Origin of the sequence: Streptomyces sp. NPDC006384 (genome assembly GCF_042870695.1) — a bacterium.
Classification (GTDB): domain Bacteria; phylum Actinomycetota; class Actinomycetes; order Streptomycetales; family Streptomycetaceae; genus Streptomyces.
This window is the reverse complement of the sequence record NZ_JBIAHR010000011.1, coordinates 199,372-221,358: the sequence shown is the minus strand read 5'-3', so window position 1 is coordinate 221,358 and position 21,987 is coordinate 199,372. Positions and strand designations below refer to the sequence as shown.

Annotated in this window: 21 protein-coding genes and 4 pseudogenes; 9 read left to right on the top strand and 16 right to left on the bottom strand. The window is 70.3% G+C overall.

Going from position 1 to position 21,987, the window contains the following annotated elements:
• Nucleotides 1-692: 692 nt before the first annotated feature.
• Nucleotides 693-854: pseudogene (locus ACFYOJ_RS17765) on the top strand (IS5/IS1182 family transposase); the annotation flags it as partial.
• A gap of 459 nt (nucleotides 855-1,313) precedes the next feature.
• Here the strand turns inward: ACFYOJ_RS17765 and ACFYOJ_RS17760 are convergent.
• The 3 genes and pseudogenes from ACFYOJ_RS17760 to ACFYOJ_RS17750 all read right to left on the bottom strand — a co-directional run bounded on the left by ACFYOJ_RS17760 (nucleotide 1,314) and on the right by ACFYOJ_RS17750 (nucleotide 3,836).
• A complete protein-coding gene (locus ACFYOJ_RS17760) occupies nucleotides 1,314-2,045 on the bottom strand; it encodes a hypothetical protein (RefSeq protein WP_356553078.1) in 732 nt (243 codons plus the stop codon).
• 264 nt (nucleotides 2,046-2,309) lie between these two features.
• Nucleotides 2,310-3,040 (bottom strand): annotated as a pseudogene (locus ACFYOJ_RS17755) (alpha/beta fold hydrolase).
• A gap of 121 nt (nucleotides 3,041-3,161) precedes the next feature.
• The gene (locus tag ACFYOJ_RS17750; RefSeq protein ID WP_356553080.1) at nucleotides 3,162-3,836 is read right to left on the bottom strand and encodes a hypothetical protein; all 675 of its coding nucleotides are present in this window, start codon (nucleotides 3,834-3,836) and stop codon (nucleotides 3,162-3,164) included.
• Nucleotides 3,837-3,857: 21 nt separating this feature from the next.
• On the opposite strand from ACFYOJ_RS17750, the pseudogene ACFYOJ_RS17745 reads away from it, so the two are divergent.
• A pseudogene (locus ACFYOJ_RS17745) lies at nucleotides 3,858-4,148 on the top strand (SAM-dependent methyltransferase); the annotation flags it as partial.
• A gap of 196 nt (nucleotides 4,149-4,344) precedes the next feature.
• On the opposite strand, the gene ACFYOJ_RS17740 reads toward ACFYOJ_RS17745, so the two are convergent.
• From ACFYOJ_RS17740 to ACFYOJ_RS17705, 8 genes and pseudogenes are all read right to left on the bottom strand, one after another.
• Complete coding sequence (locus ACFYOJ_RS17740; protein ID WP_356553082.1) at nucleotides 4,345-4,770, bottom strand: hypothetical protein; 426 nt, start codon at nucleotides 4,768-4,770, stop codon at nucleotides 4,345-4,347.
• Between the two features lie 48 nt (nucleotides 4,771-4,818).
• On the bottom strand, nucleotides 4,819-5,502 hold the full coding sequence (locus ACFYOJ_RS17735; RefSeq protein ID WP_356553083.1) for a hypothetical protein: 684 nt from the start codon (nucleotides 5,500-5,502) through the stop codon (nucleotides 4,819-4,821).
• 980 nt (nucleotides 5,503-6,482) lie between these two features.
• The gene (locus ACFYOJ_RS17730; protein WP_234847083.1) at nucleotides 6,483-6,794 is read right to left on the bottom strand and encodes a replication initiation protein, RepL2; all 312 of its coding nucleotides are present in this window, start codon (nucleotides 6,792-6,794) and stop codon (nucleotides 6,483-6,485) included.
• Entirely contained in the window at nucleotides 6,791-7,243 is a 453-nt protein-coding gene (locus ACFYOJ_RS17725) for a MarR family transcriptional regulator (RefSeq protein ID WP_356553085.1), read from the bottom strand. The genes ACFYOJ_RS17730 and ACFYOJ_RS17725 overlap by 4 nt, the downstream gene beginning before the upstream one ends.
• 840 nt (nucleotides 7,244-8,083) lie before the next feature.
• Entirely contained in the window at nucleotides 8,084-8,821 is a 738-nt protein-coding gene (locus ACFYOJ_RS17720) for a hypothetical protein (protein ID WP_356553087.1), read from the bottom strand.
• A 1-nt stretch (nucleotide 8,822) separates the two neighbouring features.
• Nucleotides 8,823-9,356: a sigma-70 family RNA polymerase sigma factor gene (locus ACFYOJ_RS17715; protein ID WP_356553088.1), complete on the bottom strand. Its 534-nt coding sequence runs from the start codon at nucleotides 9,354-9,356 to the stop codon at nucleotides 8,823-8,825.
• A gap of 81 nt (nucleotides 9,357-9,437) precedes the next feature.
• Entirely contained in the window at nucleotides 9,438-10,109 is a 672-nt protein-coding gene (locus ACFYOJ_RS17710) for a hypothetical protein (protein ID WP_356553090.1), read from the bottom strand.
• Between the two features lie 228 nt (nucleotides 10,110-10,337).
• Nucleotides 10,338-10,928, bottom strand: a pseudogene (locus ACFYOJ_RS17705) (CGNR zinc finger domain-containing protein); the annotation flags it as partial.
• A 158-nt stretch (nucleotides 10,929-11,086) separates the two neighbouring features.
• Here ACFYOJ_RS17705 and ACFYOJ_RS17700 point away from each other — a divergent pair.
• The 3 genes from ACFYOJ_RS17700 to ACFYOJ_RS17690 are packed head-to-tail and all read left to right on the top strand — an operon-like array spanning nucleotide 11,087 to nucleotide 12,842.
• Nucleotides 11,087-11,830: a phosphodiesterase gene (locus tag ACFYOJ_RS17700; RefSeq protein ID WP_356553091.1), complete on the top strand. Its 744-nt coding sequence runs from the start codon at nucleotides 11,087-11,089 to the stop codon at nucleotides 11,828-11,830.
• 23 nt (nucleotides 11,831-11,853) lie between these two features.
• Nucleotides 11,854-12,510, top strand: coding sequence for a LysE family translocator (locus ACFYOJ_RS17695; RefSeq protein WP_356553093.1), 657 nt, complete (start codon nucleotides 11,854-11,856; stop codon nucleotides 12,508-12,510).
• On the top strand, nucleotides 12,507-12,842 hold the full coding sequence (locus ACFYOJ_RS17690; RefSeq protein WP_356553094.1) for a hypothetical protein: 336 nt from the start codon (nucleotides 12,507-12,509) through the stop codon (nucleotides 12,840-12,842). The genes ACFYOJ_RS17695 and ACFYOJ_RS17690 overlap by 4 nt, the downstream gene beginning before the upstream one ends.
• 24 nt (nucleotides 12,843-12,866) lie before the next feature.
• On the opposite strand, the gene tpg is transcribed toward ACFYOJ_RS17690, so the two are convergent.
• The 4 genes from tpg to ACFYOJ_RS17670 all read right to left on the bottom strand — a co-directional run bounded on the left by tpg (nucleotide 12,867) and on the right by ACFYOJ_RS17670 (nucleotide 16,764).
• The gene (gene tpg / locus ACFYOJ_RS17685) at nucleotides 12,867-13,424 is read right to left on the bottom strand and encodes a telomere-protecting terminal protein Tpg (RefSeq protein WP_356553095.1); all 558 of its coding nucleotides are present in this window, start codon (nucleotides 13,422-13,424) and stop codon (nucleotides 12,867-12,869) included.
• 6 nt (nucleotides 13,425-13,430) lie between these two features.
• On the bottom strand, nucleotides 13,431-15,641 hold the full coding sequence (gene tap, locus ACFYOJ_RS17680; protein ID WP_356553096.1) for a telomere-associated protein Tap: 2,211 nt from the start codon (nucleotides 15,639-15,641) through the stop codon (nucleotides 13,431-13,433).
• Between the two features lie 263 nt (nucleotides 15,642-15,904).
• On the bottom strand, nucleotides 15,905-16,222 hold the full coding sequence (locus ACFYOJ_RS17675) for a hypothetical protein (RefSeq protein WP_356553097.1): 318 nt from the start codon (nucleotides 16,220-16,222) through the stop codon (nucleotides 15,905-15,907).
• A 2-nt stretch (nucleotides 16,223-16,224) separates the two neighbouring features.
• Nucleotides 16,225-16,764 (bottom strand): helix-turn-helix domain-containing protein, encoded by a 540-nt coding sequence (locus ACFYOJ_RS17670; RefSeq protein WP_356553098.1) that lies wholly within the window; start codon nucleotides 16,762-16,764, stop codon nucleotides 16,225-16,227.
• 645 nt (nucleotides 16,765-17,409) lie between these two features.
• Between ACFYOJ_RS17670 and ACFYOJ_RS17665 the strand changes: the two genes are divergently transcribed.
• The gene (locus tag ACFYOJ_RS17665; protein WP_356553100.1) at nucleotides 17,410-18,687 is read left to right on the top strand and encodes an AAA family ATPase; all 1,278 of its coding nucleotides are present in this window, start codon (nucleotides 17,410-17,412) and stop codon (nucleotides 18,685-18,687) included.
• On the top strand, nucleotides 18,684-19,979 hold the full coding sequence (locus ACFYOJ_RS17660; protein WP_356553101.1) for a ParB/RepB/Spo0J family partition protein: 1,296 nt from the start codon (nucleotides 18,684-18,686) through the stop codon (nucleotides 19,977-19,979). The genes ACFYOJ_RS17665 and ACFYOJ_RS17660 overlap by 4 nt, the downstream gene beginning before the upstream one ends.
• A 20-nt stretch (nucleotides 19,980-19,999) precedes the next feature.
• On the opposite strand, the gene ACFYOJ_RS17655 is transcribed toward ACFYOJ_RS17660, so the two are convergent.
• Nucleotides 20,000-20,422, bottom strand: coding sequence for an arsenate reductase ArsC (locus tag ACFYOJ_RS17655; protein WP_356553102.1), 423 nt, complete (start codon nucleotides 20,420-20,422; stop codon nucleotides 20,000-20,002).
• A 110-nt stretch (nucleotides 20,423-20,532) separates the two neighbouring features.
• On the opposite strand from ACFYOJ_RS17655, the gene ACFYOJ_RS17650 reads away from it, so the two are divergent.
• Together ACFYOJ_RS17650 and arsB are read left to right on the top strand one after the other, a co-directional pair.
• A complete protein-coding gene (locus ACFYOJ_RS17650) occupies nucleotides 20,533-20,841 on the top strand; it encodes a metalloregulator ArsR/SmtB family transcription factor (protein ID WP_356553104.1) in 309 nt (102 codons plus the stop codon).
• Nucleotides 20,838-21,947 (top strand): ACR3 family arsenite efflux transporter, encoded by a 1,110-nt coding sequence (gene arsB / locus ACFYOJ_RS17645; protein WP_356553106.1) that lies wholly within the window; start codon nucleotides 20,838-20,840, stop codon nucleotides 21,945-21,947. The genes ACFYOJ_RS17650 and arsB overlap by 4 nt, the downstream gene beginning before the upstream one ends.
• Nucleotides 21,948-21,987 lie beyond the last annotated feature (40 nt).

Below are 21,987 nucleotides of genomic sequence, written 5' to 3'. Positions count from 1 at the left end.
TGGCACCGCTCGAAGCAACCTCGCCGTGAGCGAAGCCGTTACCGCCCCCGGACGCAAACCTCCCAGGAGCCTGCCGGCCGCGTTCCCGGGACAGTCGAGCGCCCCCCACACCAGCTCCGCCCGCAGGTTGCCTGCCGAGTCTGCGAGCGCCGGCCCGGCAGCCCAAGCGGAAGCCACCAGATCCCGCCCCGGAACGACTTCGCAATGTTGGCGCAGTCCGGTGTCAGGCGTGCGCCTCGGTCCACATCCGAAGCAGTCCACGGCCTCTTCCCAAGGAGCCGCGCGGTATGCCTCGGTCGCCGCAGATGCTTCGTTCCAGGAGGGTGGCTTCGGAACGTCGAGCTCCAGCTCGTCGGGAACGGCCACCGCGAGTACTCCCTCCGCACCGGTCAGCACGGAGCCACCCTCGGCCGTCCTATGGAGCTCTACCGGTACCTCTACCGGCGTGGGCCGGCGCAGGTCCACCCGCACGGTTGCCGTCGTCGCCCGCGTCGCGAGCACCCCCGCTATGTATCCCCCGAACGCCACCCCGGGGTACCCCCGGACATGGCCAGGCACCGTGACCGTCTCAATGTCCGTCATGATGACACTCCACCACACCTCCACCCGGCAACCGCAGGAGCACGGCGTCTCCGGGATGGATTCCTCCCTGCTGTGCAGTGCTCGCGCGCCGACAGGTGACCCTCCCCCGCTGGCTCGTCCACCGGGGCAACCGGCGCCTGCGTTACCGCGGCACCATCGCGAACAACACCTGGCTCCACCACCGGGCCGCCGCCCTCAACCTCCGCCGCCTGATCAACCTCGGCCTCACCCGCACCCACCACACCTGGCACCTCGACATGGCCACCGGATGACCAAAGGGGCTGTCCGGCATCCGGCCGGACAGCCCCTCACCAAGATCTTCATCAATCTTCTAGTCCGGGTGAGCCCACCGGTGTGGCCGCACAGAAGAAAGGCCCCTCGGCAGTTCACGGATGTCCAGAGCCTGTCTGACCACGGCCACCGGGCGGGCTTGCAGAGCCAGGGGAAACACCCCATGCCGCTGAGCCAGGCTGGGACTGGCAGCCTCCGCGCATGCCGATGAGGGCTGCGGACAGTTCTGCGAGCCGTCTGACGGACCTGGTTCCTCCGGGACGTCGTCGTCGCTGGTACCACCGGTGTGCCGGACGAAGCGATCGAAGCCCACGGCTGCCGGACGGGAAGGACGGGCCGCGTTCCCGCCGGGCAGGACATGGAATGCGAAGGCCGTGGAAGGTGCCGTCGCGGAGCATCGTGGAGAGCACGTCACTCCGTCGCTCCGCCCGGGCCCTCGATCAGTTGTGCTCCTCGTCGATGGTGACGGCGACCCCGTCCTTCACCTGGACAGCGACAACGACATTGCCCTTCCTGGCCGCGGCTTCGAGCTCCTTCTCGGTACACGGCGTGACAGTCTCCGCATCACCGCAGATCCAACCCGCGCCGTTGATGACGGTGTCCTCGGAGGTGACGAACGCACGCTCGCTGCCGTCGCGGCTGAGGGAGTACTTGCCCGGAGCCATGTACCCGAGCGTGCCGGAGAAGAGCCCCGACCTCTCACCCTCGCCCATACCGCTGCCGGCGCCGGTGCCGCTGCTGGTGCGGTCCTCGATGATGCTGACAGCCACTCCGTCCCTGACGTCGACCGTCGCTCCGACCCCCTTCCTGGCCGCGGCTTCGAGCTCCTCCTCGGTACACGGCGTGGCGGCCTGGCCGTCCGCGTCACCGCAGATCCTGCCCGCGCCCTCGATGTCGGTGTCCTCGGAAGTGAAGAACGCCCGCTCCGCGCCGTCCGCGTCCGTGACGGTGTACTTGCCGGGAGCGAGGTAGGAGACCGTGCCGGCCCACCTGCCCGACACCTTGCCGCTCTCCGAGCCCTTCTCACCCGACGGGGACCCGCTGCCGGTACCGGTACCGGTACCACTCCCGCCGTCGCCGGACTTCCCCTCGGCAGCCGAACCCGAGGCCGAGGCCCCGGTCGGCTTGCCGCCGTCCTCCGCGTCCTCTCCCTGACAGGCGGTCAGCAGCATCGTCGTGGCCACCAGGGCCGCGGCGGCGAGGACGGACTTACGGCGGTGCGTGCGAAACATGACAGGACTCCCCCTGCTGACGGTGATGTGGCCGGGCCTGGCTGGTCATTCCGGCTGGCCTCTCCTTGCCGATCACCATCCTGAACGGTGCGGCGCTCCCCTGGGAAGCGCGGTTACGGTCTCATGACACTCCTGTCGTGATCACGGGACGCCGCTCCTGCGTTCCCGAGCGGTGCGGCCCTGGTGGTTCCGGCTCCGGCGCGCTCAGCCGCGTACGGGCAGCTGCAGAGCGAAGCGGCGGACGGCATCGGTGAAGGCGTCCGGATCATCGAAGTCGCGAGATGTCCTGCCCGCGGGATCAGCTCGACGCGGGCGTGCGGATGAGCGCGGGCGAAGTCCGGTTCGCCGGACCGGAAGACGGTGTCCTTCTCGCCGTTCAGGATGAGCACGGGAGCCGCCACATGACGCATCGCACCAGCGTCGAAGCGGCCCAGCACCTCGCCCCAGGCGGCCGGCAGAGTGTGGAAGGCGTAGCCGGAGAGGATGGTCGCCTCCACCACCTCGGGTGGGTAGAGCCGGCGCAGCAACCGGTCGTTCCACCGGGCCAGTCGGTCCGCCGGTATGCGGGGGACGAGTCCGGCGATCCACCGGTACGGTGTTGCCCACGGGCCCCGGGTCGAGGCGCTGGCCCCGGCCAGGACCAGTCCCAGCAGCCGCTCGGGGCAGCGCCGTGCGAACTCCAGCGAGGCGTATCCGCCGAGCGAGTGCCCGACGACCAGTGCCGGTCCGCAGCCGAGCGAGTCCACCGCGGAAGCGATGATCTCCGTCGCCGCGTCCAGGCTCCAGGGTTGGGCAGAGCGGGTGCCGTGGCCCGGCAGGTCGACAGCGGCTGTCGGGAAGTCCTCTTGCAGTGCGGCGAGTTGCGGGCTCCACTGTCCCGCGCTGAACCGTGTTCCGTGTACGAAGACGATGGGCGGTGCGCCCGCTGCCGTCATGAGTCCCCCACACACATCGGTGCTCTCCCCGGAGCGACTCTACCGGCGGGCCGTCCTGCGGGAGATGACGGCCTGCCGGGCGCAAGGAGGGGACGGCGATGACGCAGACGTGGAGTGCGGCTCAGCTCTCCGCGCTTTCTCTGCGGCCGCGCAGCCGTCGGCGCAGTCCGCCGAGCATGGGCATGGTCAGGCCGGTGAAGAGGAACAGGACGGTGAGGCCGCTCAGTGCCGGGCTCACCGTCTCCTCGACGTCGAGGGACCACGGGTGGCCGAGGGCGTGGAAGACGATGTACGACCCCTTGGACAGCGTGTATCCGACGCCCAGGGCGGCCGCGACGGAACACAGGGTGAAGCCGGCGCCGGTCCAGGGGCGGGTGGTCCGGCTGCGGCGGGTGGTCCGGCCGTACATGAAAGCGAGCTCGCCGCAGGTGACCAGGACGTAGAAGAGGTAGACGAGCAGGTAGGCGGCCACGGACGGGTGGTCGGCGTACGCCGTGGTGAACTCGACGTCCTCGTCGTTCGCCGCGACGAAGAGCGGGATCATGACGGCCAGTTCGACGGCGGCCGCGAACAGCCGCTGGTACATGGCGGTTCGCAGGTACTCCGGGCGGTAGGCCAGGTCCACCATGGTGATCTGCAGTGATGCGCACCAGAGGATGGCACGGACGTGTGCCACCAGCTTGCCCGCGTTGTCCAGGCCGGTGATCTGCTCGGCCGCCCGGGCGACCGCGGGTATCGCGAAGAAGACCCCCACGGTGCACACGCCGAACGCCACGGCGATCAGCCAGGTGAACACGCGTGGGTTGTGCAGGGCTCTCCCGAGCGGGTCATCGCCATCCTGCGCGACGCGCTGCCGGCGGGCAGCGTCCTGGTCCTGTCGCACGCCACGGGCGACTTCGCCGCCTGCAGCACGGCGCAGGCCGTCTACGACAGGGCCGCCACCCCTCTCACCCTGCGGTCCCGCGCCGAGATCGAGCGGTTCTTCGACGGCTTCGAGCTGGTCGAACCCGGCCTGGTGCAAGTCCCGTTGTGGCGGCCGGACACGCCGCCGACGGCGGAGACGGCCGGGGTCGGCATCTACGGGGCTGTGGCCCGCAGGACCGGCTGAGCGGCGTCCGCGGCTCGCTGCACGCCGTCGGCTGGCCCGGACGCGACGACGGCCGAGGCGGCGGCGCGTTTCCCTGTCCGTACGGCGCATCGGCCTTCGGTGTGCCGCGGGAGGGCCGGCTGGGTATAGTCGGGGGTACTTCTTACTCAGGCACAGGGGCCCCACCGCTTGCGGTGGGGCCCCTGTTTTTGTGCCGTCAGGCGACCTGGAGATTGGGCTGGGTCCCGGCCTCGGGGGGGACCGTGCGGTAGGCCGGGAGGCGGAGGTTGGGCAGGTCGCCGGCCTTGATCCTGGCGATGGCCGAGCGGAAGGCGGCTTCCATGTCCTGGTGGCTGGCGTACTTGGCGGCCAGGGGGTGGAGCCGGTAGGAGTTGCCCCGGCCGCGGCTGCCGTCCTCGTTCGTCGGGCGCAGGACGATGTTCAGCTCGCACAGCGGTGCGATGAGGTTGCTGACAGCCTGCGGGGTGACGCGGTACTCGGCGGCCATGTCCTTCTGCCGGACGGGGAGGTGGCCGCCGAAGTCGCTCCGGTACAGCAGGTACTGCAGGAATTTGACCGTGGCCCCGGAGACGGGCAGGGCCCAGATTCGTTCGGCCACGACGGGCGACATGACCTCAGCCATCGGTGTCCCTTCTTTCTTCGGCCCGGTGGGGCGGGCGGTGGACGGTTGTCACCCGGTACGCCTTCCCGTTCCGTAGGGCGGGTGCTGGGTGAAGTCCAGGTCCAGTTCCTCCTGGTGGACGTCGGGTCCGATGCCGTGGGGGAAGGCCTCGGGGTTCCGGTCGTGCTGTGCGGCGAGCTGCTCGAGGACCTCGTGCTGGGAGTTGCTGTTGCCGTGGAACCACAGGCGGACGTTGAGCTGGATGGTGCCGTTGCCGAGCTGCTCGACCCACTTGTAGCCGACCAGTGCCTTGATGGCGCGGTTGACGGTGGAGCGGGTGATGCGTTTGCCGCCCTTGCGCCTGGCCAGCTCGTTGAGGCCGTCGGTGATCTCCTGCTGGGTGTAGCGGGCGATGCCGGTGCCGCGCTGCTGGCCGCCTGCGACGTAGAGGAACACGCACAGCTGTGACTTGGTGATGGAGTTGGCCACGGCGAGCTGGGCCAGGAGCTGGGTGAACCAGTTGGACGCCAGGCTGTAGCCGGCGTCGCCCGCCATGTCGTGGACGGCGGTGTGGCCGGCCTCGTACTCGAAGGTGACGTTCTTGAGCTTGCGGCGGCTGCGGGGGTCGTCGTTCCGGGCGACTTCGCCCAGTTGCTCTCCGAGGACCTGCAGGAGGTCGTCGAAGCCCCCGTCACCCGATGAGACGTCAGCGACCGGGCGGGGCCGTCGGTGTGATGGCGGATCGGCTGTCACAGGACCTCCTTCGTTACTCAGGCGCTCCAGAGACTAACCGAAAAATCAAGCAGGGTTTGTCTTTTGGTCGGGTGGCGTGCCGTCCGGGGGCGGGATGAGCGGGCCTGGCGCCGGGGTGCTCCGAAAGTCAAGCAGTACTTGATTTTCAAGGCATCCTGTTCCCAGGAAATCAACTGCTGCTTGAGTTCGCGTGTCGTGATGGCGGCACATCTTGTTCGAGTGCGAGGGGCTGCCGAGGGGTGTTCCCGAGACTGGCGCACGCCTGTGACCTGCGGTTTCACCAGCCGTGGTGAGCCTTCAGGAAAATCAACCACAGCTTGATTTCTGACCTGGAATGTGACCGCCACATTGACATTTCACGTCCCCAAATGTGTCCCCGGGGACACCATGGGGATGACAAAACCGCAGGTCAGCAGGGGTGTGGCGGCGGCGGCCTCTTCTTAAAGAGCGCGGAGGTCCGCAGGACCGGTTCCCCTCCGTGGTGCTCTTCGCCCTGATGCCTGACCCACGAACTCCCCTCGTCACCTGCACCACCGAACGGAAGCCCGACGCACGGATCCGTGCCCACCGGCGGGCGGAGGTACCTCAGCCACCCACGTCGCCCAGCCACGCTGCTTCGGTTGAACCGTCACGGTCGGTACCACCTCGATACGGTCCCGTCGACCGGACGGCTGTCGGCTCTCCCCTGTCACCGGACAAGAGCGACCGTCCGACACCGCGCCGAGGACGTACGACAGGCGTCTCGAAGCACCGGTATGGCCTCGGCCCCGGGCCGCGGTGTCCACGGGGCCGTGGCCCGCAGGAGCGGCTGAGCGGCGTCCGGCAGCGGCGGTACCGCCGGAGAAAGAGTGCTGGGGAGACAGTCGCCTGCCCGTCGATGTCCGGAGACGCGGGCTGTCATGTACGTGAGGTCAATGAGGAGCGATCCCGGGATCGCTCCTCATTGACCTCACGTACATGAGTTCTGCTCCGGGAGCCGTTCAGGTGGCGCGACGCAGGGGGACGACGACGTCCTCACCCGTGCACTTCGCACTGAGCCTGTAGTAGCTGATGTGCGCGAGCCGCTCGGATTCCTCGAGCCATCCGGCCTCCACGACCTGGCGCCGGGTGCGGGAGAAGACGGTCGGGGACATGCCGACGAGCTCGGCGAGCTTGGCGCCGGTCTCGATGACGGCACCGGCGCGGTCGGTGGGGTGCATCGCGTAGAGCATGACGACCAGACGCTGGTTGGCGGTCATGCCGGCCGTGCGGTGCAGGACGTCCAGGAGCTTGCGCTTGTCGTCGTTGTTCACTGGACCTCCCACAGCGAAGGAGACGTGTTGTCGAAACCGGGGATGTCCGGTGGGTTGCATGTCTTGATCGCTTCCCGTTGCTCGATGCCGGTCCCGTGGAAGGCGATGTACGGGCTGATCCGGTAGAGCCTGTAGTTCCCGATGCGTCCGCGCTCGATCAGGATGCGCCGTTTGAGCAGCTTCCGGTTGATCTTGCCGACGGCATCCGCGGTCATCCCCACCTTCTTGGCGATGTCCGCGCCGGTCGCCCTCAGCGGTGCCATGCCCTGAGGGGAGACTCCGATCCACCACAGCACCATGAACTTCTGGCTCGGGGTGAATTCCCTGCTCTCGGTGATCGCTTCGACCCTGGCCTTGTCCACCTGGATGTGCTCGCCCGAGAAGGCGTAGGGCGCGTAGGGGATGGCCTCGCCGGTGTCGGCATCGACCAGTCTGCGTACTGCTCCCAACAGGCCCTCCCGGGATCGGACACTGCCTCGACGTCGATGAGCGGCGACCTCAGGGCCGACCAGATGAACTTAACGTACATGAGCGTGGAGTTCATCTGGTCCGCCTCCAGGACGTGGCGCTCCACCCCGTATCGATGCGCCGCCGAAGCCGTCCCCCGGGGAAATCAGTGTCTGCTCATGTACGTGACGTCAATCTGGGCAGATCCTGCAGACGTGGTCACGGTTCTCAGAACATGGGCACAACGGTTTCCAGAACTCCTTGCCCTGCTCTCAGGAACCGGGTGCACGATGCCCAGAACCGGCTGCCAGATCGTCAGAACCGTGTGCCGGAAGGTGTTTTTGCAGGTCAGGGCGTTTTTTCGCTGCGCGCCCTCTCTTACAGCAGTACAGGCTGTCGTCTGCGGCGGACCGCGCCCGCACACCGTGCTCCCCCGAGCAGTCGCGCGAGGCTCCGCTCAGCCCTTCCCTGTGCGGCGTCCAGGAGGGTGACCACTGTCCGCCTGTCGACGAAATGCCTGCTTCCCCTTCCCCGTCCTCAGCCGCCGAAAGCACGCCACGACGCGGCCGCAGCCGACGGATCACCCGCCACGTGTGTCTCCATCGGCCCGTGCCGGTCTCAGCCACGCCTTCCTCGACACCCTCGACGAGCCGCGGCCGCCCGCGCACCCGCGGGCCCCGTCGGCGCTCCGGAGGCCCCCTGGGGCCGACGGCGCGCCGACCCGTGGGCGCGGAGAGCCGCCCCCGTCCGCGGTACAGGGCTGTCAACCGGCGAACCGTGCGATCCACGGGTACGTCCCTGGTGACGACGGTCCCGTGGCCGAGGCCGGGCGGGTGCGGTGGTCAGTCGGTGGCGGAGGGCTCGTCGCAGGTGAGTGTGCGGGACTCTTCGAGTCCCTCGAGGAGCCAGGCACGGTCGTGGGCGATCTGTTCTTCGCCTGTGCTCCAGAGGTCGGGGCCGCTCTCGTGGCGGGGGACGACGACGAGGGCGTGGTCACCGGGCCGGAGGCGGGGCGAGGCGTCGTGGTCCATCAGGAAGGTGACCCGGTCGGGTCCCGTCCGGGGCTTGTGGCGGCGTGTGACGGCGAGTTCGATCCGGTCGTGCGCGGTGCCGGGCTCGGGAACGACCCGGGTGACCGTGCCCTCGGCGATCAGCCGGGCGCAGGCCACGTACCCGCCGGCACTGACCTTGGCGTCGGCGGTGTCACCGGTCGGACCCGTCCCGGCCCGGTCCGTGGCGAGGAGCCACGTCAGCCCGGAGACCGCGCAGAGGACAAGGGCCGCCACGAGGCCGCCCGCCGCGACGGCCCGGCCGCGACGCGCCCGCCGGGGCGGCCCGGACCGCTGCGGGTGTCCGGCCGGGCTCCCGCCAGGGGACCGCGTCGGCTCCTGGGCGGTGAGCGCGTCGGCGAGGGAGGAGAGTTCCCGGCGGAGCGCGGCGAGGTCGGCGCGGGCCGCGCGGTACTCGGTCACGCGGTCGGCGTCGGAGTACGCCGGGCGGGGCATCGGTTCGTCCAGGATCGCGGCCATCAACGGGTCCGGCTCGCCGTGGCCGTCGTTCCCTGTGTGTTCGGCGGTCATGTCATACCACCTCGTCCTCGTGGAGCCGTTCGCGCAGGGCACGGACGGCGGTGTGCAGCCGGCTCTTGACCGTGCCCTCGGGGATGCCGAGCTGCTGGGCGATCGTCCGGACGGAGAGGTCGGCGTAGAAACGCAGGACGAGGACCTGGCGCTGGGGCTCGGGCAGTTCGTCCAGGCCCTGGGCTACGGCGAGGGAGAGCAGCCGGGTGTCCTCGCCGGAGGAGGGTTCTCCTTGCCGCAGCGAGGCCAGTCGCTCGCCTAGGCGTTCTCGGCGGTGCCTGGCGCGGTGCCAGTCCATGGCGAGATTGGAGGCGACGACGGCGGCCCACGCGGAGACGTTGCGCGGCGCCTCCTGGCCGCCGGCCGCCCGCTCCAGCAGCCGCAGGCGGACCTGCTGCACTCCGTCCGCAAGGTCCGCCTGCGGCACTCCACCGAGGGCGAGCACCGCCCGTACCCGGTGTTCCTGGGCCGCGTCCAGCGGATCGTCGGCGCCGTGGTCCGTCTCCCGGCTGCGGCTCGTTCTTCTGCGGAGCAACGGCCCTCCCCTCCCGCCTCTCCCCCATACGTCTGCTCTATGACGCGGCAGCCGTGCGGAACGTTCGGTGCGGGCGGGGTGTCACCAGTCGACGTGCGTCTCGATCCAGCGGTCCAGTGCCGCCGTGTCGTCCTCGGGCGGCAGGTCGGGGGCGTGACCGAGGGGGGAAGCGGCGACCTGCAGATGGGTGAGGTGGCCGTACGGGCCGTTGTCCGTGTGCGGCCCCACGATCACGGCATGGGTGGCGGTGCGCCATATGTGGTGAGGCATCGGCGGGCCCGTCATCACGGCCGCGTCGCTGATGACGGTCCGCTCCGGAGCTGTCCCGAGGTGGGCGGTGACGGCCTCCGCCGCCCGGTCGAGCGCCTCGGTGCAGGCCTCCACCGAGGACGGACGCTGGACGGTCCAGCCCGGGGCACGGCCCCACTTGTCCACGAGCCTGTCCAGCCAGGGCATGTTGACGAGACGCTCGTCGTGCGGGTCGACGGGGTACAGCTCCCCGAACGCCAGGAAGTACCGCGCTGTCGGATCTCCGAAAGGGGTGTCGCCCTCGGTGCACAGCGGATGCCCGAAGCCCGTGCGGTAGGAGTCCGTCAGACAACTGTGTTCCCAGGTCCAGCCCCGGGCGTCCATGACGGCGTCGAGCGCGTCGTCATCGTCCGCGGGCGCCGGTTGCTGGGGCAGGGACAGGAACTCTGCCGCGGCGGCCGGGGTCAGGGGACAGAGTGCCAGTGCGTGTACCAGAGTTGACATGGAGGCAGGCTAACCGGCCCTGACAAAGTCTCCGGGCGTGGCGGTGGGCGGGCGGACAGGCGGTGGGGTTGCGGCTTTGTGCCGCCCGCCGTTGTCGCCGCGATCAGCGGCGGGCGGCACCGGGGACCGACCGCCGGGCCGCTCGGGCGGGGCGGCGGGACCGGCCCCTGCCGCGCTGTGCCGCACCTCACCGCCGCGATCGTCGGGCACGCTCTGGCCGTCGTCGGGTGCCGGGCGGTGGCGCCGGTAATGGCGGGCTGCCCGGGCGCGGTTTCCGCAGGACGGCTTGCACCATTCCTGCCGTCCGTGGGTCTTGACGAAGTAGCGCACGCAGCGGGGGGCGGTGCAGGCGCGCAGGCGCTCATGCTGCGGGCCGCTCAGGAAGTCGATGGCGGCGCGGGCCAGGGCTGCCACGAGCCGGGTCGCCGGGTCGTTCTCCGGCGACCGCAGACGGGTGGTGGGCGGTCCTTCCGGCGGCCAGTGCAGTTGCGGAACGACCGGTTCGCGTGCGGCGACGGCGTTGAGGTGGGCTATCGCCCGGTCGGCCGGCATCAGCCGGCGCGCGTCCGCCGGACTGGGGGGCGCGGGGCTGACCGTTCGCGCGAACAGCGCGCGGACCGCGCGCCGCAGTTCGGTGATCTCGCTCCTGAGGTCTTCGTCCGCCACGACCTCCCCCGGCACGGCATGGGCGGCCAGGAGGTCGGCCTGGTCCTGGATCCAGCGGGCCGTTCCGTCCACCGTGGCGAGGTCGTCGGCGACACCGCCGTCTCCGTCGTGGCGGATCGTGCTCGCCAACTCCAGTGCCAGCCAGCGTTCCATCGGTGTCTCCTTCGGCCTGCGCCGACCACTTGATCACACGCCTGCACACACTCTAAAGTCCCTAACGGTTGAATCATATTTACCGTTAGACAGGGAAGTGCCCGAAGGCTCCGTCCCGGTGGGGGCGGCGGCCGGGCCGCCCATGAGGGGGATGGATCATGACAGTGCTGCTTGCCCAGATCAGCGACCTGCACCTGGACGGCAGTCAGAGGGCGACCCGGCGCGCCGAACGCGTCATGGACCACCTGCGCGCCCTGCCGCGCCCGGTCGACGCGCTGCTGGTCACCGGGGACATCGCCGACCACGGCACGGAGGCGGAGTACGAGGAAGCGGCGCGCATCCTCGAGGCCCCCTTCCCGGTGTTCACCTGCCCCGGCAACCACGACGCGCGCCCGGCCTACCGCAAGGCCCTGCTCGGAGAAGCTCCCGACCCGGGCCCGGTCAACCGGATCCACCACGTCGCCGGGACCGCCGTCCTGATGTGCGACTCCACCATCCCCGGCCGCGACGAGGGGCGTCTCGACGACCGGACACTCGACTGGATCGACACCCGGCTCGCAGGTCTGTCGCCGGACACCCCGGCACTGATCGCCTTCCACCAGCCCCCGGTCGAGCTCCACCACCCCCTGCCCGACTCCTGCATGCTCGAGCAGCCCGAGCGACTGGCCGCCCTGCTCGACGCGTACCCCCAGGTCGTCGCCGTGCTGACCGGACACGCCCACACGGCGGCCGCCTCGGTCTTCGCCGCCCGCCCCCTGATCGTCGGGCCGGCCGTCACCTGGACCCTGCGGATGTCCTGGGAGGGCGACCGCCCCGCCGACCGCGACCAGCCGCCCGGCCTCGCCTTCCACGTTCTGGGCGACGACCGGCGTCTGACCACCCACTACCGCGTCGTGCTCTGACCCGGTCCGCCCCCGGAGACATCGTGGTCCATCCGTTCGCCGTCATGGGATTCCTGACGGCACTGCTTCCGCTGGTCGCCACCCCGGGGGCCAGCCTGGCCCTTCTGGTCCAGCACGTCACCGGTGACGGCCGCCGCCGGGCTCTTCCCGTCGCCCTCGGCACGGTCACCGGCCTGTACATCCACGCCGTGCTCGCCGTGGCCGGGCTGTCGGCTCTGGTCATGCACTCCAGCCAGGCGTTCACGGCCGTCAGGCTCGTCGGCGCGGCCTATCTCATCGGCCTGGGCATCTGGACATGGCGCTCCGCCGCACGTCCGGCGCGGCCGGCGCGCCCGGCGCGCTCTCCGGCCCGCCGGTCTCTGCCGGAGAAGGTGGATTCTCTCTACCTCCAGGCGCTGCTCGCCAACGTCCTCAACCCGAAGGCGGCCTCGGTCTACCTGACCCTGGTGCCCCAGTTCATCGCGCCGGAGGACTCCTTCGCGGGCCAGGTCCTCGTCCTCGCCACCGCTCACGCGCTGCTGATGGCGGTCTGGCTCTCCGGCTGGACCCTCCTGATCCGGCGGGCCTCGCGTGCGCTGCGCAAGCCCCGCTTCAGACGGACGGTCGCCAGGATCACCTCCGTGACGCTGCTCGCCCTCGGCGTCCGGTCGGCCACGGCGCAGGGCGGCGGTGCGGCGTGACGCGCGACGAGCTCGCCGGGATGCTCGGTGAGCGGACGACGGCATGCGGACCCGCACGCGACGCGTTGACCGCCGGCGGGACCTTCGTCGTCTGGGACGGCCTGGTTCCTGCCGGCCACCTGGCACACATCTACCGGACGCGGCTCCGTGTCACCCAAAAGCGCGGCCGGCCGACGCTGGCCCTCGCCGACACCGTCGACATCCTTTCCCGCGCGGGAGAAGAGCCTCTCCGCATCGGGCGCATCGACGCGGCCGACAGGTCCTGGACGTTCATGCTCTTCCTCGACGCCACCGCCACCGCGGTACTGGCCTGCACCGGCGTCGCGAGGTGACGGCGGGCGAGGGGCCGGGGCGGGCTACAGGTCGATGTCGATCCGTTCGATGTCGGTGAATTCCACGCCGAGGCCGGGGGCGCGTGTGTTGTTGTTGCGGAAGTACATCTCGGCGAGGCCCTCGGCCGCGATGCGCTGGAGCTGCTGTTCGGTGGCGCCGGCGTCGCGGGCGGCGAAGAGGCGGTCCGCCCACTGAGGGGTGAGGGCCTGGGTGATGTCGCGGATGCGGGCGTCGTCGCTGGTGCCCGGTGCGGCGGTGAAACCGAAGCGGGCGCGGGCGGACAGGACCAGGCCGTCGGTGGTGGCGGCCTTCCGCTTGGCCCGTTCCCGCACTTTGGGCTGCCAGCGTTTCCTGACCTCGCGTTCCATGCGGTCGCGCAGGTCGCGGCGGGGGCGGTGGAGCTGACCCTTGACGTAGCGCTCCACGGTGCGCTGGGAGATCCCGAGGAGCCGGGCGGCCGCTCTGGTTCCCTTGAGCTGCTTGACCAGGTATTTCATCTGGGCCTGGGCGCTCTTGGGGAGGGGGCGGGTGAAGGCGCCCTCCAGTGAGCGGTCCAGGCCGTCCCCGACCGGGTCCGTCATCGTCGGCTACTCCCCTTCCCCGGCGGCCGGGTCGGTCTTGATGAGGTTGGCGACGTTGAAGACGCCGCCGTGTTCCTCGAACTGTTCCTCGGCCCACAGGACGGTCCGGGTGCCCTGGTGCTTGACCATTCCCGGTGAGACGCCGAGCCGGAACGTGCCCGGTGCCGGCTTGCCGTCGGGGGTGTGCGGCAGGACGTCCAGCGGGGACGGGCCGGGCGAGGGGTAGACGATGGCGTCGGTGCCGATCGCGACCGGGTAGAGGTCGGCCGCCGCGGCGGTCCTCATCAGCTTGCGGTGGATGCCGATGCGCTGGTTCGCCAGGACGGCGGCCCGGATGTCCGGGCGCCAGGTCTCCCGGGCGAGGGCCGGCCACGGTTCGTAGTACGGCACCTGGCCCCGGTTGCGCTGGCGGAGCTTGCCGATGCCGCCCTTGGCCGTCGCCTTGATGGCGCCCGCCAGCAGCATCATCGTCGTGTCCCCGTGCCGGGAACGGGCCACCGCGTCCAGGAACTCCTGGCCGGTCAGGTCGGTGGTGACGCCGAGGTCGGCCATGGTCGCCACGTACGCGTCGCGCAGGTGCTTGTACCAGGGGTCCAGGTAGCGGCCGGTGCGGGTGCGCACGTACGCCTCGACCGGCGCGACGTCGAAGCCGAGCTCCTGGGCGTAGGCGACGGTGGGGGTGGCGTACCAGGCCGGGCCGGTGGGGCGGTCGCCCTTGGGGGTGAAGGGGCTGGGGAGCCGGTCGCCGTCGACCGTGCGGCCGCCGAGCCGGACGCGGGAGAGGTCGACGTGGCTCAGGTCGACCAGCCAGGAGCCGGGCAGGGACGCGTCGAAGGGCGGGTTGCCGGTGAGGTGGGTGGGGCCGTTCAGGCCGACCGTGAGTCCGTTGGCGGCCGCCGCGAAGGACATGTTGACGTCGATGGCGACCAGGTAGCGGTGCGCGCACTCCTCGTCGGTCAGCGGCCGGCACCAGTCGTACGGTTCCTCCATCAGCATCTCGGCCGGGGTGCGCAGGTGGTGCCGGGCGAACCTGCCCTTGAGGACGGGGTGTTCGTCGGGGACCTCGCACTCCACCACGTCGTGCACGGCGGTGAGGGCGTCGTCGTTGAAGGCCTGCCTGAACTCGCCGGTGACGGGGTCCTTCTCCGCGCGGGTCGGGGGGCGCAGCGCGGTCATCAGCTCCAGGCCGGTGACGGCCGCGGTGCCGCGGGGTGTCATCACGCGTTCCGCGTACGTGCCCAGGTACCGGGCGAGGTCGGCCGGGTGCATCGTCGGCAGCCGGGGGTCGTCCTTCCGGTCCCATTCGCGGACGTCCAGGGCGTTCCAGGACGGGATGCACAGCTGGACGCAGTTGCGCTTCGCTCCTTCGGCGGGGCGGTAGATCCGTGCCCACGGGCCGAATCCGCGCTGGGTGAGCTTCCAGCCCGCCCTGGTGAGCTGTCCGACCGCCTTGTGGCCGTCCGGGAGGCGTCCGGCGTGCCGCTCGTCCTCGGTCAGGGTGGCGGGCAGCCCGTAGCGTTCCAGTGCGGCCGGGGTGAGGACGAGGAGCGGGTCGGCGTCGCGGCCGTTGCGGTGCAGGCGTGCCTGGCCGAGCCTGGCCTCGGCCAGGGTCCACTCGACGAGGGCCGGGAGGGTTCTGGCGGGTACGTCCAGGACCAGGCCGCCCACGCAGTACGCGAGGACCTCGCCGTCGTCGGCGGCGTCGACCACGGCGAGGGGGCCGTTCTCGAAGCGCTGGTCGGCGGATGTCGGGGGGGTGCGGGGGGCCGGCTTCTTCGGCGTGGCCGGTGGCTTCTGCTGCTTCTGCTGTTGCTGCTTCTGCGGCTTCGGGTGCTCCGGTGCGGCTGCGTGCCGGGGCGGTGGCGTCGGGGCCGCGGCCGGGGCCGGTGGTTCGGCGTCGGTGGTCTCGGGGGCGGGGGCCGGGGGTGTCTCCGGTGCCGGGGCCGGTGCGGGGCGGGTTTCCGGGGGGAACCGCGCGGCGAGTCCTTCGAGCAGCCTGGCGTAGGCGGCGCGCTGCGGCGGCCGCGGTGCGGTCCTGCCCGATTCCCAGTTCCCGACCGCTTCCCGGCGGGTGCCCAGGGCCGCCGCGATCTGGGCCTGGCTCAGTCCGGCGGCCTCCCGCAGCCGCCTGCGCTCGGGGACCGGCGGCAGGTCGTCCTGGGCCACCTGCTCCAGGAGCGCGTCGACGGCGCTGAACAGTTCGTTCTCAGCGGTCACAGGGTCCACCTCCGGCACCACCCTATCCCGATCGCGCATCGAAACGCGCATCGAAGCGCGCATTCTTTCGCCGGTGGCTCGCTCTTCGGTCGCGTTCCGTGCGAGCGCGGTCGACGGCCCGGCCCGGCTCGGTTCGGCCGATCAGGTCGTCGGGTGCCTCGGGTATATCGGGTGCGTCGGCGGAGGAACAGCTCCGTCTGCGGGAGCGGTGGTGCCCGGCGACGAGGACGCCACTCCCCCGCCGCCTTCGTCCGGCGGTGCTGTCAGCCGGTCGGCCGGCTCAGCAGGGGGACCACGACCTGGCGCGCGGTGGCTGCTTCGCCCAGGCGGAAGAACTTCACCTGGCCCATGGTGTGGGTGCACTCCAGGTAGCCGGCCGCCTCCAGCTCGCGGCGCGCCCGGGAGAAGTGCGGTGCGGGGACGCCGATCAGCTCGGCCAGCTCGGCCGCGGTGCGCTCGACGCTGCTGTCCAGACCGCCCAGGATCGCGTAGGTCATCAGCACGTTCTGCTTGAGGTGCGACAGATCGCTGATGCGCGCCTGCAGGGCCTCGAGCTCTGGATAGGGACTGTTGCGTGCCATGGTCAGGCCCTTCGTCGCTGCGCCGGGCGGCCCGGCAGGGTCGGCAGGTGGTAGGCGGCCGCCTCTTCGGACTGTTCCCGTCCGGAGAGGCTGGAGACGATGTGCGGAGTCACCCGGTACCTGATGGTCCGCCCGATCACGTCGGCCACCAGAAGCATCTTGTGCTCGGCCAGCTTCTTCGCCATTCTCCTCGTCGCCTGGGGGGTCAGCCCGAGGTAGTCGGCAGCCTCCCTCGCCGTGGCGCCGCCCTTGCCGTTGTACGTCATGATCCCGCAGTAGAAGAACAGCCGGAACTCGTTGCCCGTGATCCCCGAATCGGCCGAGAGCATGGCGAGAACCCGCTCGAAACTGAACTGTCCGTGCCGGCCGCCGAAGGCGTAGGACCGGCGAGGGACGTCCTCGTCCTGCTCCAGCAGCTCATGGACCTCACCGGTCGCGATGTTGACCAGCGCACGGCTGCGTCCACTGCGCCCCTGATTCGGCACCTGCTGACCCCCGACCTGGCTTGTCTCTGACGCCAGCGACATTACCAGTGACGACATGTCGTGTGGGGTAATCGAAGGAACCCGACGTTTCCTTCGCGTACCCCTGCCGTCATGTCGCCGACGGTCGTCGAGCGAACCTCGAGATTCCTTCGATGACCATAGGCGACATGACCACTGACGACATGTATCGGCATCCCAGGATGCCTATATAGGCACCTCAGGATGCCGATATAGGCATCCTGAGGTGCCGATCGAGCACGCGTTTTCGCAGGTCAGAGCGGCGCGGGGGCTGCGCACTCTCTGTGCGGCAGGAAGGAACCAGAGGAACTCTCCGTACGGGAGGCCCTGCGGTACTCGCGCAAGCGCTCCGTTCCTCGGGGTGCCCCCTGAGCGGGGATGTGCACCGGAGGCCCGGGGGACTTGCTGCATCCGGGCAGTCACAAGGCGTGGCGGAGGTCGTGGGTGGTGACGGGGACACACGCGCGCCTGTCCACTTGGCTGCCGGTATCGCCGTGGTTGCCTTTCGTCGGCCGAGGTGGGTCAGGGGTGCCGTGAGTGCCGAGGGTCTCCCCTGTCGGGCGGTAGGTGATTACGGCGTAATCACCGGTGGAGGTGGGCCGGGTGGAGGAGGAAGCCGCCGACAATCTGCCTAACTAACGTGTCGGTACTTCTGTCGATCATGAACGTTAGTATGGTGTCCCCATGAATTCGCCAGTCGCATCCGGCGACCGTGAGAAGGTCGTCTCCAAGCTGCCGGGATGGCTCCGGCAGAAGCTCAAGGTCAGAGCCGCTCAGTACGGCATCGAGATCCAGTCGGCGGTCGAGCAGGGCATCAGGGACTGGTGTGCCCTGGCCTCCGCTCCTGCCGCCGTCGACACCTCCGGCGCCGATTCCTTCTCCACGTTCCTGCCTCCGGGGCAGTGGGAGGAGTTCCGGCAGACCGCGGCCGACCGTCGTGTCTCTCTGATCCAGGGCCTCGCCCAGTCGGTCCAGCTGTGGCTCGACGCCAACCCCGCCCCGGAGGTCGGACGGCCGGAGACCACGCGCCGCATCATCGTCTGCAACCAGAAGGGCGGTGTGGGCAAGACCGCCATCACCGCCGGACTCGGCGAGGCCCTCGCCGAGGACTCCGACACCCTGTACCCGGTGCGGATCGCCAGGGCGTTGACCAAGGCCCTGCGCGCGAGCGGGACCGACGGCGGGGACGGGAGCGACGAGGCCGGTCCCGGGGACAGCGCGCTCGACATCGAGAACCTGCCCGGGCCGGGGCTGCGAGTGCTCCTGGTCGACTTCGACCCCCAGTGCCACCTCACCAACCAGCTCGGCGCCACTCCCCTGCCGATGAGCGGCGACAGCCTCACCAACCACATGGCCGGCGACCCCAAGGGCGACCTGCGGGACCTCGTCGTCTCCATCGACGACGACGTCTTCGGCGGCCGGCTCCACCTCCTGCCCGCCTGCAACGACGCCTTCCTCCTCGACGTACGCCTGTCGGCCGTACGTGCCAGGGAAGCCGCCTTCGAGAGGGCGCTCGCTCCCCTCGAGAGTGATTACGACGTAATCATCGTCGACTGCCCGCCCAGCCTCGGGCTCAGCATGGACGCCGCCGCGTACTACGGGCGTCGCCGTGACGGGGAGAAGCCCGGACAGTCCGGCGCCCTGATCGTCGTGCAGGCCGAGGACAGCTCGGCGGACGCCTTCGAGCTGCTGACGACCCAGATCGACGACCTGCGGAACGACCTCCAGGTCGACATCGACTACCTCGGCATCGTCGTCAACCTCTACGACTCCCGCCGGGGTTACATCGCCACCTCCTCGCTGCAGGGGTGGGTCGACATAAAGGATCCTCGCGTCATCGGGCTCATCGGAGACCTCAAGGAACAGAAGGAAGCCGTCCGGGTGAAGAGGCCGCTGCTGTCCTACGCGCCCAAGTCGCAGCAGGCCGTCGGCATGCGCGCGTTGGCGAGGGAGGTCCTGTGAGCAAGGCCGACCAGCTGGGGGCCGGACGGTTCGGCGGGGGAGTACGTACCGTCAGCGCACGCCGCCAGGCCGTCGCCGCGGCCACCGGAGTCCCCACCGACGGTGTCGCTCCCCCCACGGAACTCCCCGTCGACCGCGTCAGTCTGAACCCGGACAACCCCCGCACCAGCCTCGGTGATCTCACCGACCTCGCCGGGAGCCTGAAGACGCACGGGCAGAAGCAGGCGATCACGGTCATGAACCGCGACGCCTATCTCAGGGCCAACCCGGACCAGGAGGCGAACCTCGAACCGGACACCGCCTACGTCGTCGTCGACGGCAGCACCCGCCTCGCCGCCGCGCGCGAAGCCGGGCTCGCCACCGTCAAGGTCATGGTCAACGACGACCAGGGGGCGACACCGGACGAGCTTCTCGAGTCCGCGCTAGTCGCCAACATCCACCGGGAGGACCTCGAGGAGCTCGACGAGGCTCGCGCTCTGCAACGGCTTCTGGCGATCCACGGGAGCCAGCGTGCTCTGGCCAAGCGCCTGCACCGTTCCCAGGGCTGGGTGTCGCAGCGTCTCGCACTGCTCAACCTGACCCCCGAACTCCAGAGCCGCATCGGTGAGGAACCCATCGACCTGCTGCGCGCGGTGGGCAACAGGCCGGCCGACCAGCAGGCGGCGGCCCTGGAGGAACTGAAGGAACAGCGCGCTCTCAAGGAGGCCGCGGCACGGGCTTCCCGGGCCGGCGGGAACCAGGAGGCGTCGCCGCGGGCGTCGGCGGCGGATGCCGGGGGCCCGGGTGAGGGTGAGGGTGATTACGGCGTAATCACCGACGGGAGCACGGGCGGCGGTGCGGGCGGTGGTGAGAGCGGTGTCGTCAGCGGCGGGAGCGCGGGCAGTGGTGATTACGGCGTAATCACCGGCGGGGATACGCGTGGTGGTGATTACGGCGTAATCACCGGTGGGGGAGAGCGCGGGGGTGATTACGGCGTAATCACCCGTGACGGAGGCGGGGCGAAGGGCGGTGCGGCGGCCCCGGAGGTGATCCCGGAGCCGCGCGCGGATGCTCTTCCGCCGAAGCCTGCGGCCGGCAACGGCCGGGGCACGGGCACGGCGCAGGGCGCCCGAGTCGTCCCGTACGACCAGCCCGGGGCGCTCGCCATGCTGCTGGACGCGAAGGTGGGCAACGACGACCTGTTCTTCGACCTGCTCCGGTTCCTGGGGACGAAGGCGCTGGAACGAGACTCCGTCCGGCTGGGCAAGCTGGCCCGCGCCCTCGCCGAGCAGGCCGACGCCCGGGGGGAATGAGCCGGTGGAACGGCTCCCGCTCAGGTGCTCGGGCGGTCTTCCACGGGGGCGAGTTCGGCGATCAGGTCCTCGACCAGGGTCTTGATCTCGTCGCGGATGGGGCGGACGGCTTCGACGCCCTGGCCGGCGGGGTCGGGGAGCTTCCAGTCGAGGTAGCGCTTGCCGGGGAAGACGGGGCAGGTGTCGCCGCAGCCCATGGTGATGCAGACGTCCGACGCGCGGACCGCGTCGGCGGTGAGGACCTTCGGCGTCTCCTCGGAGATGTCGATGCCGGCCTCGGCCATCGCCTGGACGGCAGCCGGGTTGACCTCGGCTGCCGGGGCGGAACCGGCGGAGCGGACCTCGATGCGGTCGCCGGCCAGGTGGGTGAGCCAGGCGGCGGCCATCTGGGAGCGCCCGGCGTTGTGGACGCAGACGAACAGGACGGACGGCTTGTCGGCCATGGGAGCGTTCTCTCTCGTCGCAGGGCGGGCCCGGCCCACCGCTGACTTCAGTACCCGCTGATGTCAGTAGGTGATGATGTCAGCGGATGATGATGTGACAGTATCAGCGCATGCTGACTTCAGTCGATCCTGATGTGATCCGGGCGCTGGGCGATCCGCTCCGCCTGAAGATCGTGACCCTGCTGGCACGCGAGACGCTCTGCACGACCCATCTGGTCGAGGAGACCGGAGCCAAGCAGACGAACTTGTCCAACCACATGAAGGTGCTGCGCGAGGCCGGGATCGTGGAGACCGAGCCGTGCGGCCGTTTCACCTACTACCGGCTCAGGCCCGAGGTCCTGGCCGGGCTGTCCGAGCAGTTCGCCCGGCTTGCCGCCTCCGCCCGCGGTGCCGCGGAGAACAGGAGGGCCTGCCCGTGACCTCCGCCGAGCCCACCACCTCCGCTCCGGCCGGGAGCGGGGACACCTCGCTCGTCAGGAAACTCTCCACCCTCGACCGCTACCTCGCGGTGTGGATCCTGCTGGCCATGGCCGTCGGCCTGGGCCTGGGGCGGCTCGTCCCGGGGATGGACGGCGCGCTGGCGAAGATCGAGATCGGCGGGATCTCGCTGCCGATCGCGCTCGGGCTGCTGGTCATGATGTACCCGGTCCTGGCCAAGGTCCGCTACGACAGGCTGGACGCCGTCACCGGTGACCGGAAGCTGATGATCTCCTCTCTGGTCATCAACTGGCTCATCGGACCCGCGGTGATGTTCGCGCTGGCGTGGATCTTCCTGCCGGACCTGCCCGAGTACCGCACCGGGCTGATCGTCGTGGGCCTGGCCCGCTGCATCGCCATGGTCATCATCTGGAACGACCTCGCGTGCGGCGACCGGGAGGCCGCGGCCGTGCTCGTCGCGCTGAACTCCGTCTTCCAGGTCCTCGCGTTCGGGCTGCTGGGCTGGTTCTACCTCGACCTGCTGCCGCGCCGGCTGGGCCTCGGTGACGGCCAGGGCCTGGACGTGTCCGTCTGGCACATCGCGCTGAACGTCGTCGTCTTCCTCGGTGTCCCGCTGCTGGCCGGCTTCCTCACCCGCCGCATCGGCGAGCGGAGGATGGGCCGTACCGGCTACGAGGCGAAGTTCCTGCCGAAGATCGGACCGTGGGCGCTGTACGGGCTGCTGTTCACGATCATCGTCCTGTTCGCCCTGCAGGGGGAGACGATCACCTCGCAGCCGCTGGACGTGGTGCGGATCGCGCTGCCGCTGCTGGTCTACTTCGCGGTCATGTTCTTCGGGACCTTCCTGCTCGGCAAGGGCCTGGGTCTGGCCTACGACCGCACGGCGACGCTGGCGTTCACGGCGGCGGGCAACAACTTCGAGCTGGCCATCGCGGTCGCCATTGCCACCTTCGGCGTCACCTCCGGGCAGGCGCTGTCCGGCGTGGTCGGCCCGCTCATCGAGGTCCCGGTGCTGATCGGCCTGGTCCACGTCGCGCTGGCCTGGCGCCGGAAGTTCGCCGCCGACGCGGTGACGACGGTGCCGTGACGCCGGCGCGGTGACGACGGTGCCGTGACGCGGCACGTGG

Excerpts from the sequence above, each read along its gene's own strand:
- ACFYOJ_RS17760 (WP_356553078.1), bottom strand. The coding sequence starts at position 2,045 with ATGCTGCTGACCGCCTGTCAGGGAGAGGACGCGGAGGACGGCGGCAAG.
- ACFYOJ_RS17740 (WP_356553082.1), bottom strand. The coding sequence starts at position 4,770 with ATGGCTGAGGTCATGTCGCCCGTCGTGGCCGAACGAATCTGGGCCCTG.
- ACFYOJ_RS17720 (WP_356553087.1), bottom strand. The coding sequence starts at position 8,821 with ATGACCGCCGAACACACAGGGAACGACGGCCACGGCGAGCCGGACCCG.
- ACFYOJ_RS17710 (WP_356553090.1), bottom strand. The coding sequence starts at position 10,109 with ATGTCAACTCTGGTACACGCACTGGCACTCTGTCCCCTGACCCCGGCC.
- ACFYOJ_RS17700 (WP_356553091.1), top strand. The coding sequence starts at position 11,087 with ATGACAGTGCTGCTTGCCCAGATCAGCGACCTGCACCTGGACGGCAGT.
- tpg (WP_356553095.1), bottom strand. The coding sequence starts at position 13,424 with ATGACGGACCCGGTCGGGGACGGCCTGGACCGCTCACTGGAGGGCGCC.
- ACFYOJ_RS17675 (WP_356553097.1), bottom strand. The coding sequence starts at position 16,222 with ATGGCACGCAACAGTCCCTATCCAGAGCTCGAGGCCCTGCAGGCGCGC.
- ACFYOJ_RS17670 (WP_356553098.1), bottom strand. The coding sequence starts at position 16,764 with ATGTCGTCACTGGTAATGTCGCTGGCGTCAGAGACAAGCCAGGTCGGG.
- ACFYOJ_RS17665 (WP_356553100.1), top strand. The coding sequence starts at position 17,410 with ATGAATTCGCCAGTCGCATCCGGCGACCGTGAGAAGGTCGTCTCCAAG.
- ACFYOJ_RS17655 (WP_356553102.1), bottom strand. The coding sequence starts at position 20,422 with ATGGCCGACAAGCCGTCCGTCCTGTTCGTCTGCGTCCACAACGCCGGG.
- ACFYOJ_RS17650 (WP_356553104.1), top strand. The coding sequence starts at position 20,533 with ATGCTGACTTCAGTCGATCCTGATGTGATCCGGGCGCTGGGCGATCCG.